The sequence below is a fragment of the Candidatus Paceibacterota bacterium genome, from assembly GCA_036517255.1.
Lineage (GTDB): Bacteria > Patescibacteriota > Minisyncoccia > Phycocordibacterales > WO2-35-19 > DATDXE01.
Genome location: DATDXE010000004.1, coordinates 1 through 13,181 on the forward strand (window position 1 = coordinate 1; position 13,181 = coordinate 13,181).

The 13,181-nt window shown below is 45.5% G+C and carries 16 protein-coding genes and 2 tRNA genes; 10 read left to right on the plus strand and 8 right to left on the minus strand.

Annotation, left to right across the window (positions count from 1 at the left end; all coding sequences use genetic code 11):
- The 10 genes from VJH67_00340 to VJH67_00385 form a co-directional block, all read left to right on the plus strand.
- On the plus strand, positions 1 to 1,118 hold a 1,118-nt coding region (locus tag VJH67_00340; protein HEY4515629.1), incomplete at its 5' end, for a lipid II flippase MurJ.
- The gene (locus tag VJH67_00345) at positions 1,115 to 1,987 is read left to right on the plus strand and encodes a UTP--glucose-1-phosphate uridylyltransferase (protein HEY4515630.1); all 873 of its coding nucleotides are present in this window, start codon (positions 1,115 to 1,117) and stop codon (positions 1,985 to 1,987) included. The genes VJH67_00340 and VJH67_00345, both read left to right, overlap by 4 nt.
- A 32-nt stretch (positions 1,988 to 2,019) precedes the next feature.
- Positions 2,020 to 2,092: transfer RNA gene (locus VJH67_00350), tRNA-Thr, on the plus strand.
- A gap of 31 nt (positions 2,093 to 2,123) precedes the next feature.
- The gene (locus VJH67_00355) at positions 2,124 to 2,615 is read left to right on the plus strand and encodes a hypothetical protein (GenBank protein ID HEY4515631.1); all 492 of its coding nucleotides are present in this window, start codon (positions 2,124 to 2,126) and stop codon (positions 2,613 to 2,615) included.
- Positions 2,616 to 3,518 (plus strand): peptide chain release factor-like protein, encoded by a 903-nt coding sequence (locus tag VJH67_00360; GenBank protein HEY4515632.1) that lies wholly within the window; start codon positions 2,616 to 2,618, stop codon positions 3,516 to 3,518.
- Positions 3,518 to 4,198, plus strand: coding sequence for a cell division ATP-binding protein FtsE (ftsE, locus tag VJH67_00365; GenBank protein ID HEY4515633.1), 681 nt, complete (start codon positions 3,518 to 3,520; stop codon positions 4,196 to 4,198). Before VJH67_00360 ends, ftsE begins: the two co-directional genes overlap by 1 nt.
- Positions 4,199 to 4,223: 25 nt before the next feature.
- Positions 4,224 to 5,138, plus strand: a complete 915-nt coding sequence (locus VJH67_00370; GenBank protein HEY4515634.1) for a permease-like cell division protein FtsX — start codon at positions 4,224 to 4,226, stop codon at positions 5,136 to 5,138.
- Positions 5,139 to 5,144: 6 nt separating this feature from the next.
- On the plus strand, positions 5,145 to 6,806 hold the full coding sequence (locus VJH67_00375) for a CTP synthase (protein ID HEY4515635.1): 1,662 nt from the start codon (positions 5,145 to 5,147) through the stop codon (positions 6,804 to 6,806).
- A tRNA-Gln gene (locus tag VJH67_00380) sits at positions 6,792 to 6,865 on the plus strand. Before VJH67_00375 ends, VJH67_00380 begins: the two co-directional genes overlap by 15 nt.
- 211 nt (positions 6,866 to 7,076) lie before the next feature.
- Entirely contained in the window at positions 7,077 to 8,588 is a 1,512-nt protein-coding gene (locus VJH67_00385; GenBank protein HEY4515636.1) for a recombinase family protein, read from the plus strand.
- 121 nt (positions 8,589 to 8,709) lie between these two features.
- Here the strand turns inward: VJH67_00385 and VJH67_00390 are convergent, their stop codons facing one another.
- From VJH67_00390 to VJH67_00425, 8 genes are all read right to left on the minus strand, one after another.
- The gene (locus tag VJH67_00390; protein ID HEY4515637.1) at positions 8,710 to 9,165 is read right to left on the minus strand and encodes a hypothetical protein; all 456 of its coding nucleotides are present in this window, start codon (positions 9,163 to 9,165) and stop codon (positions 8,710 to 8,712) included.
- A gap of 261 nt (positions 9,166 to 9,426) precedes the next feature.
- On the minus strand, positions 9,427 to 10,164 hold the full coding sequence (locus VJH67_00395) for a hypothetical protein (GenBank protein HEY4515638.1): 738 nt from the start codon (positions 10,162 to 10,164) through the stop codon (positions 9,427 to 9,429).
- Positions 10,165 to 10,201: 37 nt separating this feature from the next.
- Positions 10,202 to 10,762 carry an alpha/beta hydrolase gene (locus VJH67_00400; GenBank protein ID HEY4515639.1) on the minus strand — a complete coding sequence of 187 codons (561 nt, stop codon included), beginning with the start codon at positions 10,760 to 10,762 and terminating at the stop codon, positions 10,202 to 10,204.
- A 10-nt stretch (positions 10,763 to 10,772) separates the two neighbouring features.
- Complete coding sequence (locus tag VJH67_00405) at positions 10,773 to 11,333, minus strand: nucleotidyltransferase family protein (protein HEY4515640.1); 561 nt, start codon at positions 11,331 to 11,333, stop codon at positions 10,773 to 10,775.
- A 6-nt stretch (positions 11,334 to 11,339) separates the two neighbouring features.
- Positions 11,340 to 11,642, minus strand: coding sequence for a hypothetical protein (locus VJH67_00410; protein HEY4515641.1), 303 nt, complete (start codon positions 11,640 to 11,642; stop codon positions 11,340 to 11,342).
- A complete protein-coding gene (locus VJH67_00415) occupies positions 11,639 to 12,241 on the minus strand; it encodes a hypothetical protein (GenBank protein HEY4515642.1) in 603 nt (200 codons plus the stop codon). The genes VJH67_00410 and VJH67_00415 overlap by 4 nt, the downstream gene beginning before the upstream one ends.
- A complete protein-coding gene (locus VJH67_00420) occupies positions 12,238 to 12,561 on the minus strand; it encodes a hypothetical protein (protein HEY4515643.1) in 324 nt (107 codons plus the stop codon). The genes VJH67_00415 and VJH67_00420 overlap by 4 nt, the downstream gene beginning before the upstream one ends.
- 1 nt (position 12,562) lies before the next feature.
- Positions 12,563 to 13,177 (minus strand): class I SAM-dependent methyltransferase, encoded by a 615-nt coding sequence (locus tag VJH67_00425; GenBank protein HEY4515644.1) that lies wholly within the window; start codon positions 13,175 to 13,177, stop codon positions 12,563 to 12,565.
- Positions 13,178 to 13,181 lie beyond the last annotated feature (4 nt).

Consider the following 13,181-nt stretch of genomic DNA (forward strand, 5'->3'; position numbering starts at 1 on the left):
CGGGCTTGGTCTGGGGCGTAATCCTCGGCGCCGGTCTGCATCTGGCAATTCAGTGGCCGGCTTTGGCCCGCAGTGCGTTTTTCGGTCGGGCCGCCGAATCGGCCGCTTCGCCGGCGGCGGGAACAGCAAAAAACGAGTGGCGGAAAATTTTTGTTTTGGCCTGGCCGCGGACGCTGGCTTTGTCCGCCAATCAATTAACAATCACCGTGCTTTTGGCCCTGGCTTCTTATTTGGCCGCCGGCTCCATCGCCGTTTTCAATTTTGCTTATAATTTGCAATCAGTACTCCTATCAATCATCGGCGTCAGTTATTCCGTGGCGGCATTCCCGACTTTGGTGCGTCTGTTCACCGCCGGCGATCAACCGCAATTTGTCCGGCAGGTCGCGGCCGTGGCGCGGCACATTATTTTCTGGTCTTTGCCGGCAATTACTTTGTTTATTGTTTTGCGGGCGCAGATCGTTCGGGTGATTCTCGGCGCCGGCCGTTTTGACTGGTCGGACACGCGCCTGACCGCCGCCGCCCTGGCTATTTTTCTGATTTCCGCCGCCGCGCAAAGTCTGATTTTACTTTTGGTCCGCGGTTATTACGCCTGCGGCCAAACGCGCAAACCTCTAATCATCAACAGTTTGTCTTCAATTTTGATCGTGCTTCTAGCTTTGGTTTTATTTCCCCTGATCGACCATTCAGTGTTATTCGGCGAGTGGTTGAAACATCTTTGGCGGGTGGCCGATTTGCCGGCTACGGAAATTCTAATTTTACCGCTCGCTTTTTCCATCGGCTCCCTGCTGAATTTAGGCATCCTTTGGCGTTCCTTCCGGCGGGATTTCGGTTCTTTCCCGCCGCTTTTATCCAAAAGTTTCTGGCAAACAGCGGCCGCCGCCCTGGCCGCCGCCGCGGCGACTTATCTGCTCTTGCAATTGTTGGCCCCGGTTTTCAACCAGGCGACTTTTTGGGGCATCTTCAATCAAGGATTACTGGCCGGTTTGGGCGGCCTCTTGATCGACTTTCTGATCCTACGCTGGTTTAATAACGAGGAGATGATCGAAATTAGCCGGTCGCTCCAGCGGCAATTCTGGCGCCGCGCCAAACCGATTTTGCCGCCACCCGCTGATTTATGATTAACAAAGTAATTATTCCGGTCGCCGGTTTGGGTACCAGATTTCTGCCGGCCACCAAAGCCCAACCAAAAGAAATGTTGCCGCTGTTGGATAAGCCGGTGATTCAATACCTAGTGGAAGAAGCCGCCGCGGCGGGAATATCCGATGTAATTTTCGTTACCGGACGCAATAAACGGGCGATTGAAGATCATTTTGATTTTTCGCCAGAACTGGAATCGGTCTTGCTCGCCAACGGCCGACAGGATACTTTCAAAGCCGTGCGAGAGATCTCTCGACTAGCCCGATTTTTTTACGTTCGACAAAACTCGCCGCGCGGTATCGGCGACGCCGTTTTACAGGCGCGGCCGCTCATTGATCGGGAAACGGTGGCGGTGATGTCCGGTGACGATGTAATTGACACCGGTTCGGCGCCGCCGGCTCTCAAACAATTGCTGAAAATCCATGATCGTTATCAAGCGCCAGTCGTCGCTTTGGTGCGGGTGCCACCGAAAATCGTGTCTCAATATGGCGTCGTCGCCGGGACAGCCGTGGCGCCGCGCGTCTGGAAAATTACCGGGATGGTGGAAAAACCGGCATCGGGCCGGGCGCCGTCAAATTTGGCGATCGTCGTTAAATATATTCTCACGCCGCCGATTTTTGATTGCTTGGAAAAAATTAAACCGGCGGCCAACGGTGAAATTTTTCTGACGCCGGCGATTGACGTCTTTATCAAAAACGGTGGCGAATTTTATGGTTATGAGGTTCAAGGGACTTGGTATGATTGTGGCAGTAAAATCGGTTTATTAAAAGCAACGGTTGATCTAGCGCTCCGGCATCCCGAGCTGAAAACGGCTTTCCGGAAATATCTGGCCGGACTGGTAAAAAAGTAGCGCCGGCGGTATGTTAGGATATTAGATTAGTCGCCAGCGTAGCTCAGTTGGTAGAGCACCGCTTTCGTAAAGCGGGGGTCGTCGGTTCAATCCCGACCGCTGGCTTTTTGATATAAAAAGTGGTAAGTTAGTCCATATGGAAACAAACAATAACAAGCGCTATTGGCAAATTTTTGTCGGGGCTTTGATTGTGGCGATAATCGTACTGGTCTCGGCCTTCCGGTCGTTCAATCAGGAGATTGATTCGCTCGCCGCCGTCGGCGCGCGCGGTGACGCTAATGCTTCAACCGCCGCCGCGGCCGATGCCGAATTAGCGGTTCGCGATCAATTTCCCGGGTCCATAGTGTTCGTTTCTTCAGTTAAAACGCCAACCGGCGGGTGGGTGGTCATTACCGATGATGCTAACGCCGTTATCGGTTCCGGTTATTTTGAGGCGACGCAGATTACCGGCACGATTGATCTTTTAACCCCGACGTTTGAAGGGCAAAATTATTTTGCCGGTTTATATCATGATAATGGCGACCGTGTTTTTACACTGGTCGCGGATGAAAAATGGTTAAATTCGGCCGGTCAGCCGATCATCGCGTTCTTTCGCGCCACGCGCGATTTGCCGGAAGATAAGGGATAGATGGCTGCTGAAGAAGATTTAAAAAAAAAGATTGCGGCCCTGGAAAGTCGGATGGCCGAACCGAATTTCTGGCAAAACAAAGCCGCCGCCCAAGCGACGATTGAGGAACATCAGCGTCTGAAACAGGAAGCCTTCGGCGGCGGCGAATACGACGATCTGGACGCCGTGATCACGATTTTCTCCGGCGCCGGCGGTGACGATGCTGAAGATTTTTCGCGGCGGCTTTACGAAATGTATGCTAAATTTGCCGCGCTCCATAATTTTACTGTTTACTTGGTGCACGAAAATCCGAACGATCACGGCGGTTATCGCAATATCACTTTTGAATTGCGGCGCGCCAATCGATCAATTGATTCGGGTCAAGGCGTTTATGGTATACTGAAAAACGAGTCGGGCGTGCATCGGCTCGTGCGAATGTCGCCGTTTTCCGCCAAGAAATTGCGGCACACCTCGTTTTCGTTAGTGGAAGTGATTCCGCGGTTTGAGAAGAATCAGACGATCGTCATTAATCCGGCCGACTTGAAAATTGAATTTTCTCGCGCCAGCGGCCCGGGCGGGCAGAATGTGAACAAACGCGAAACGGCGGTGCGGATCGTTCATTTGCCGACCGGTCTGACGGCTCACTCCGACGCTGAACGCGCGCAGGAACGGAATAAAGACCGGGCGCTGGAGATTCTTAAAGGCAAATTGTATAAACGGCAAGCGGACGAGAGACAGAAGAAAGCCGAAGGAATGTCTATCAGCAAGACAACGGAAATTGAATGGGGCAGCCAGATCCGTTCCTATGTGCTCCATCCGTACAAATTAGTGAAAGACCACCGGACCGGCGTGGAAACGAGCCAGATTGATAAAATTCTAGCCGGTCAATTGGATGAATTTATTGAAGCGGAAAAAAATTTATAATGATTTTTTTTGATCGCGTGACCAAAATTTATCCGGACCGCTCGCTAGCGCTTGACCAAGTGACTTTTTCAGTTGACCGCGGCGAGTTTTTAACCGTCGTCGGTCATTCTGGCGCTGGCAAAACCACCTTGCTCAAGATGGTTTTGGTGGAAGAACAGCCGACTTCCGGCGCCGTTTATCTTGATTCCACCGATCTACACCGGCTCGGCCACCAGCATCTCCACTATCTGCGTCGGAAAATCGGCTCGGTGTTTCAGGATTACCGGTTGTTGCCGAACAAAACCGTGTTTGAAAATATCGCCTTCACGATGGAAGCCGCTGGCCGCGCTGACGACGACATCGCTTCAGATGTGCCGTATGTCTTGGAACTGGTCGGCTTGGCGGATAAATTCTGGAATTTTCCCAACCAATTATCCGGCGGCGAAAAACAGCGCGTCGCCATCGCCCGCGCCATCGTCAATCAGCCGGATATTTTAATTGCCGACGAACCGACCGGCAATCTGGATCCGGTTAACACTTTTGAAATCGTCCAAATTTTTCGCAAAATCAACGACCTCGGCACGACCGTCATTTTGACCACGCACAATAAAGCCGTGGTGGAAGCCGTCGGCCGGCGGGTGATTACTTTGGAGAACGGCCGCCTGACGCGGGATGACAAGAATGGTCGGTATGTTTTATAATCTCAATTAGAGTTTAAGATTCGATATGTTCCTAAACTTCAAACGAATCGTCAAATCGGGGTTCATCAATTTCTGGCGCAGCGGCGTGGTTTCTTTCGCTTCGGTGGTGGTGCTGACGGCGACCTTGTTTGTTAGCGGCGGTCTTTATTTGGGTCAGGCCTTTTTATCCGCCTCGTTGGAAACGCTCAAGGACAAAGTGGACATCAGCGTTTCGTTTCAACCGTATGCCACGGAAGTGGAAGTGCTCGCGGTCAAACACCAATTGGAGTTGCTGGCGACAATTAAAGAAGTGTCCTACAGTTCGCGCGAGGAAGAGTTAGCCGACTTCAAGCAACGCAATCAGGATAATAATTTAATTATGCAATCGTTGGCCGAGGTGTCTAACCCGCTCGGCGCGCGCTTGAACATCAAGGCGGTGGATCCGAGTCATTATGAAAGTATCGTTAATTCGTTGACGGTGGATAGCTCTCTGGATGCCGCCGGCCGTAAATTAATTTACGATATTAATTATCGGAAAGTGGACATTGACCGGTTTATTTCTTTTATCGCCGCCAGCCGCCGCCTCGGTTCGGCGGTGGCGCTGGCTTTGATTATCATTTCCATTTTTACGGTCTTCAGCACCGTTTCGCTGGCGATCCATATTTCGCGCGAAGAAATCGCGGTCATGCGCTTGGTCGGCGCCAATAATCGTTACATTCACGGACCGTTCATTGTCGAAGGCGTGATCGCCGGAATTTTATCTTCTTTGCTTGCCGTGCTACTGCTTTATCCGGCGGTCATTTGGGTCCGGGAAGTGACCGCCGTTTTTCCGGAACGGCTTGATCTGGTTGGTTATTATCTCAATCATTTTTCCACTCTATTTTTCCTGTTATTCGGCGCCGGTTTGGTTTTGAGCGTGATCGCCAGTTTCTGGGCGGCGCGCAAATATCTGAAAGTTTAAGCGGCCGTGACTAAAAAACACAAATACATTTTCGTCATCGGCGGCGTGATGTCGGGCGTCGGCAAAGGCGTGACCGTTTCTTCTATCGGCAAAATTCTCTCGGCCCGCGGCTTCAAGTTGAACTTAATGAAGATTGATCCTTATCTCAATGTGGACGCCGGCACGATGAATCCGATCGAGCACGGCGAAGTGTTTGTGCTGGATTCGGGATTGGAGTGCGATCAGGATATGGGTAATTACGAACGGTTTCTCGGCGCCAGCGTTCCGCCGGAAAATTATATGACCAGCGGGATGGTCTATAAATATGTGATTGATAAGGAACGGGCGCTCGGTTACGACGGCAAATGCGTCGATCCTGTGCCGTACATTTCGGAGGAAATCCTGCGGCGAATCAAACGTTCCACCGACCGTTCGCAGGCCGATATTTCGGTCATCGAAATCGGCGGCACCGCCGGCGAATATCAGAACACGATTTTTATTGAAGCGGCGCGAATCCTCAAACTTCGTTCTCCTAATGATGTGATATTTGTGCTCGTCAGCTATCTGCCGATTCCGAATAAAGTCGGGGAGATGAAAACCAAACCGACGCAGTACGCCGTGCGCACCCTTAACTCTTACGGCGTTCATCCGGAGGTGATTATCGCGCGGAGCGAACGGCCGCTGGATCTTAAACGCAAAGAAAAATTAGCCTTCGCCAGCAATGTGCCGCCAGCCAATATTATTTCCGCGCCGGATGTGGAAAATATTTACGAAATTCCGCTTAATTTTGAAAAAGACGGGTTGAGCGATACTTTGCTTCGTCTGCTTAAGTTGCGGCCGCGACGGCATGATCTGAAAGACTGGCGCGCATTGGTGGCCAGAATGCACGCCGTTAAAGATAAGGAGCCATTGCGAATCGGGCTGGTCGGCAAATATTTCCGCACCGGCGATTTTGTTTTGTCGGATGTTTATCTTTCCGTCATTGAATCGTTGAAACACGCCGCCGCGGCCCTGGGCCGACCGCTTGTCATTGAGTGGCTGAACGCTCTGAACTACGAAGAAAATGAGGATCAAATAAAGACTCTCTCGGCTTATCACGGCCTATTGGTGCCCGGCGGTTTCGGCACGCGCGGCATTGAAGGTAAAATTAAAGTAATTAAGTTTGCGCGCGAAACGGGCGTACCTTTTCTCGGCCTCTGTTACGGGATGCAACTCGCCGTGATTGAATACGCGCGACAAGTGTTGGGCTTGACGGAAGCGCACACGACGGAAATCAATCCGGAAACAAAATATCCGGTCATTGATTTAATGCCGGAACAGAAAAAGAACTTGAAAAATAATAATTACGGCGCGACAATGCGGCTCGGCGCTTATCCGGCGAAATTATTAAACGGCACGATCGCTCGCGCCGCTTACGGCGCGGCGCAAATCAGCGAACGCCATCGCCATCGTTATGAAGTCAATCCGGCCTATCTTGCCAAGCTTGAGGAAAACGGTATGATTTTTTCCGGCCGGTCACCCGACGGCCGGTTGATGGAAATTATGGAAATGTCGCCGGCCGCGCACCCTTTCTTTCTCGGAACGCAATTTCATCCGGAATTCAAGTCGCGGCCGCTCGCGCCCCATCCGCTGTTCCTCGCCTTTCTCCGCGCCGCGACGGAAAGAGCCAAACTTTGCCGGATCGTCTAATGGTAGGACATCGCCCTCTGGAGGCGAGTATCTTGGTCCGAATCCAAGTCCGGCAGCCAAGTTTCAGAATTCGTTTTTTTGCCAAAATGCGGAGCGTCGCAAAGCGACGCGACGGTGGTTTCCGCCAGAATTCGCCAAGGGTTTTTGAAATCCAAAAGAAGCGAGCGGGACGCGAGGCGGGGGTTTATGATGAGTACATCATTCAAAACTTCGTTTTGCGAGCCAATCTGGAAGCGAATAATTATCAATATTTAACGTAAATCTTTTTCTATGAACAAATTCTTTCTATACGCGAGGAAATCTACCGACGAACCTGATCGTCAGATTTTGAGTATCGAATCGCAGATTGATGAGTTGAAAGAATTTGCCACGCGAGAGCAGTTGGAGATTGTTGAAACTTTTGTTGAATCACAAACCGCCAAAGAGCCGGGCAGACCTATTTTCAACAATATGCTCTCGCTCATAGAAAAAGGCAAAGCGTCAGGAATTTTAGCTTGGCACCCAGATAGATTGGCGAGAAATAGTATTGATGGTGGAAAGATAATCTATCTGTGCGACCTTGGTCATATTAAAGAGCTAAAATTCCCGACGTTTTGGTTTGATGCTACGCCACAAGGTAAGTTTATGTTAAATATTGCTTTTGGGCAGAGCAAATACTATATAGATAATCTTTCAGAGAATGTGAAGCGTGGACTTCGACAGAAAGTAAGACGAGGCGAACAAAGTGGTCAAGCTCCGACCGGATATGTGAATGATAAATTGAACAAGAAAATTATTCCCGATGTTGAAAGATTTCGCCTCGTCAGGAAAATGTTCGAAGTCTACGCTACTGGAAATTATTCTCTGAAAGATACAAGGAATTTGCTCGCCCAAAAGGGCTTGGTGTCTAAAAATGGTAAAGTTCTTACTATTTCAAACACGCAGATGATATTGAAAAATCCTTTTTACTATGGAATGTTCCTTTTCAACAAAGAACTTTACCAAGGAAAGCACGAGCCAGCGATTTCAAAGAAACTTTTTGATAAGTGCGCTGAAGTATCGGCGAGGAATGCTCACCCGATGAAGCGAGGAATTAACAAGCATGTTTTTCGCGGACTAATGAAGTGTGCAGAATGCGGTTGTGGTATTACAAGCGAAGTGAAAAAAGGTCATACCTATTATCGCTGTACCAAAAAGAAAGGTATTTGCACACAAAAATATATCCGCGAAGAATTCCTAGCCGAACAAGCGAATGATATTATCAAAAAAGTTTCTTTGCCGTCCGAGTGGAAAGAATTCATGCTCGCTGAACTCGAAAAGGAACAAGCGAGCAGTTTCCACTCTGACGCCCTTTTCGTTCAAAATCTGAAAAATCAAATCAAAAGTGTTGAGGAGACGCTAGACAGGCTTCTTGACGCTCATTTGTATAGCACCATTACGAGCGAGGAGTATATCGTGAAGAAGCAAAAGCTCCTCAACCAAAAGATTGATTTTTCAGAGAAATTGAAAGATTTTGAACGAAAAGGCAATCGCTGGCTCGAACTTTCTAAACAATTCATTTTAGACAGTAACCAAGCCATAATTATCGCTTCCGAAGAAAATCTCGAAGCTAAAAGAGATTTTCTTAAAAAGATTGGCTCGAACCCCCGCCTCGCGTCCCGCTCGCTTCTTTTGGATTTCAAAAACCCTTGGGCTATTCTCTCGGAAACCCCCGTCGCGTCGCTTTGCGACGCTCCGCATTTTGGCGAAAACGGCGATTCTATTTTTTGGCTGTGTACCCCGGTCTCGGAGTATGTGATGTAAGACAGTATAAGGGTATTTCAGGCAACAGAAAAGCGTCAAAAAGACGCTCTCTGGTCGGTCTCAAATTACACAAATCACCCATTTTACAGCGGAAAAAGTGGCAGTAATTACACAGTGCCTCCTAACCATAATTGGTAGGTTGTCTATATTTTTTGAATGGGTCAACTGGTGCTCCCGGACCATAAAGTGTTGGACCTCTCCTCTTCTTGTACTTTGGGTGGTGTTTTGACAGCCACCACCTAATAGTCTTCCCATCGTTTTTCATTATCTTTATCATCACAATATCCTCCACAAGATCCCGCCTGACCTCATGAGCTGAATTTATAGCCTTCTTGAACTCTGGGTCATTATCACACCAGTTATAGAAGGTTTTAGAGCTCCTTATACCGGCTGATTGGCAAGATTGGGTGATATTGCCCATATTCCTTTCGTAGGCGACTAGGAATAGATGCTTCTTATCTAATGTCCTGACCTGTTGCTTATCTAAAGCCATAGCTCTCTTGTACCTATCCGGTATTGATTCCTCAGGGAAATCATAAGGGCTATTTTCTGGGTTATTTACGGTTGGGTCTTCCATATACCCTAGATTATATGGAGCAGACAGGTCAAAAACGTACTTGCCTGTGGATAGTAAATTGAGAAATTATAAATAATTTATAACGCCACCTCTTAAAAACTCAATGTTTTCAAATATAGAATAAAATTTGAGGTTTTTTCTGCGATCCGTCCTTTTTCCGGGTTTGCCTATTGACGAAAATAGGCCTTGATTATTTAGGACATTCCAAATTCGAGTTAGCAACTTCGACATACCTTAATCTCCCAAGACATTTACGACATTTTATCCGGATAGGGCGCTATCAATTTCCTCCTTGCTCTTTTTGCTGATCATTTCAATTTCTCCCTCCAATTTTTCAGCCTCTACCCTTATCTCCTCCGGCGTAAATGACAATTCCCAATTACTATTGAGTACTCCAAAGAAGAAGGAATTCTTACTTTTCAATTTATTAATATGGAGGCGAGCCATTACAAGAGTTTCTTTTGCGCGGTTAGTAAGACTATCAAGGAATTTTTCAAGCTTTTCAAGCATATCAGCCATAAAGTCGAGGTTTTCTTTTTTAAGAACCTGACCATTTATGAGTACGTCCTCAAAGCGGTTTAGGGCATGATTGACGGATGCCATGTCTCCATTAGTCCGGCTTATGGAACTCGAATATGCCAGATAACGATTAGCTATCTCGAGACTACCAAAATCCATCTCCAAATTTTCGGGTAATTTGAATGGCTGGAAACGGGCATGTGTTAGTTTTCCGTCTCTCAGAAGTTTCTTGATGTCTCCGGCTTGGAATTTGATCGCCGCTATTTCGTCTAAGTGACGATTAAGCAGGTTATCAAGCTTAACCAGGGAATTTTTATGTTGCAAAAACCGATCCCATCTTTTAGTAATCCTGTATGCAATGAGTCCGAAAATAAAAGCTAGAAAAGCTCCCCAAAAAGCTCCCCAAAAGGCACTTCCGGAAGATGAGTGCTCTATGATGTGATATTTAACAAACGGTGGGTTATGGAAATATCTGTACATGACAGGATTTTAGCAGAATAGGTCAAATTTATCGATATCACAAACTTTCAAGTTCATCAATGATAATAGGTAATTCTATAAAGCCGTCCTCGGCTGAGAGGTGTCCAGCATTGGGCATTACTATTTCTTTTGTCATAATCTGAGCAAACTTTGCTTTATTTTCTTCAAGGCATCCAAACGGATCGTTATCAGAAATAATAAGTGTCGATTTAGGAAGAACTGATTTTACTTTCACCAAATTGATTGATGTTTCAATCCACGGTCTGGCAATCTCTTCTATTTCTGGAGATTCTAAATTTTGGAGATTGAACCAACCAGCAACAAATACCGCACCTCCAACTGGAGTATTAATTGTTTCTAAGTACCGGAGAATTGTCTGACATCCTATACTATGACCAACAAAATATGTATCCGAATCTGGTTTACCGACAACCTCCGAGAGTTTGTTGACCCACTTTTCAATAACCGGAGTATCAATATCTGGCATTTCAGGAACAGAAACTTCATAGCCACGTTTTTCCAACTCAGTTTTGAGCCACGGTCTCCAATCTCCATCAACTCCTGCCATCCATTGATGTACAACAATTACTCTTTTCATATTTTAGTTTTTAAGCATTGTATTCAGAAATAATTTTAATCTGTGGCCATTTCTCTAACCATTTCTTATCTTTCACTCTTTGTTCTACCACCCCTAATCTTTCTCTAAAGTCAGGACTTGGGCGAACAATAAAATGTACGAGATCTTCTATTCCATAGGGAGCGATAAGTTTGAGTTTGTTGTCTTTACCTAAAGTCACCCCAACAGCAGTTACTGTTTCTGGCCATTGAGAAATAGCGTCTTCTGTAGATTTGTATGGTGGCAAATTGTTCCATTTGTGAGCATAAAATTCATTTACAATTTCCCAATTTATTCCAGTTTGTTTCTTTAATTCTTCTGATAATTTCTCATCAGTTTCTTGGTCATTCCCATTTGGATCAAAATAAACTAAATCAATATCATTCGTATCAACCGCTTCTTTTTTGTTTCCAGACAAATAATCCCAAACTTTATTTCTAACAAACCCAGCACCTATGATCCAGTCTGGAAGATTAAGGGCAGAGGCTCGAGAGATGATCTCCATCATCCACTTATCTTGTTCTATGAGATTAAGAATATCTTTTTCTGTCATAACAACTTAAGATTTAATAATTTTCTTAGTTACAGAGTCCACAAATAACCTGAAGGCTGGCCTATTTTCTTTTTTGTAGATTATCTTAACTCCGAGTAAGTGTCTTTTTGGGCAAGATAAATCCTTTTTTGATATCGAAGTTTTTGAGTCAAAAATTCTGTCTGTATACATTCTGCGTAGGTTGCCCGGTCCATCTTTTTGATACAAACAAACATGAGAACCACATTCCTGACAAGATATGCTTAAAAGTCTAGAATACCCACCTCGTGTTTTTTTATACTTGTCATTTTTTAAGAATATTTTTTTCATAGCTCATTTTTCAATTCATCCCAATGAATGACCTCAGCCCAGTTGGTTAAAGTGTTCTCGATTACCGCGTCTTTCGATTCTTTTGTACCATTATAATGATCTGTTCCTTCATAAATAACTTTCGGATAATAACCCCTCCAATTTAGTTCTTGAAGTGTGCTCAGAACACAACAATCAATGGTTATACCAAAAAGAACAGGTGTAACCTCTTCTGGTTTACCAACATTTTTTTCAAGCCACTCACCAAAAGCTTTTGTATCTTGATATGGTAGTCCTGGAAGTTTGTCTGGATTTCCTATGTTCTCTCTCGTCCATATTGGAGAGTTCATACATTTGATCCACTGAGATTTTACAATCTCTTTTGGGACAATTGATTCATAATTCCATTGTCCTGGAAGACAGCTTCCATCACCTCTGTCTCCCGGACGGGGTTGTCTATAATCAGAAATTATTTCGTTTATTTTAATGTTCTTTTCTCTGAGGAAAGGGAGAATGTTTTCCTCGATAAAATCTATACAAGGCCTTTCTTTGTAATGTTTTCCACCTTCTGATGTAAAACCTTTTTGTAAATCAACAGCAATTAAAGAATAGTTTTTCATATATTTTCTAATGGATAAACATCTAAAGCCACCTCATCATAAGGGTGGACTTTCTTGATGGCTCTAATTACTTCTTTGAGTTTTTCTCTCTGGCAAACGGTCTCAATTCTTTCTTCTACTACTTCTTCAAATTTTCCAACTTCGCCTATATGAGGAGCGGCGCCCTGTTCAGGTCTGAATCTACCGATTCCTTTTGAAGAGAACGAGCAAAAACTATAGTTACCAATTTTACCAGCACCAGCCTTACCCATGGCTTCACGCACAATATCAGTATGTGTTTCTGGTACAAATACTACAATTTTTAAATTTGAAGTTGCCATATTATTTACTCTTTCGCCCAACAATCTGTAGCCAGTCAGCTCGGCCCGAAGTGGTATTGGTTTTCCAAACCACTTCCATATCAAGTTCCTTTAAGTAGTTTTCTAATTCCGAAAGATTGAAAAAACTAAAAAATCTTTCATATTCGTATCCATAGTCATCTTCTTTCTTAATAGCTTCCTCTACACCATCGTCTCGCATTCCTTTAACGGCAATATAAAGTAGACCATTTGAATTTATCTTGTTTTTCAACTTAGAGAGTACTTCACGGATTTTATCTTTTGGAATATGGAGTAAAACTGCTTGCGCAAATACACCATCAAAGGTCTTTGGGTATTTATCTATCTCATACACATCGACAACATCAAAAGAAATTTCTGGTGATTCTCGCTTGGCAATCTCAATCATCTTTTCCGAGAAATCAATACCTGTAACTTTGAACCCTTTTTTAGCTAAATATCGAGATTTAACTCCTGCACCACAGCCAACATCTAAGATGGTCGAACCTGTGGGAAGAGCTTCAAGGAATTTCTCTGTTCCTTCTTGCCACCATGTATCCTGATGATGGTCTTTAAACCAATCCTCGGCAATTTTGTTGTAAGTTGATCTTAAATCCATGTTT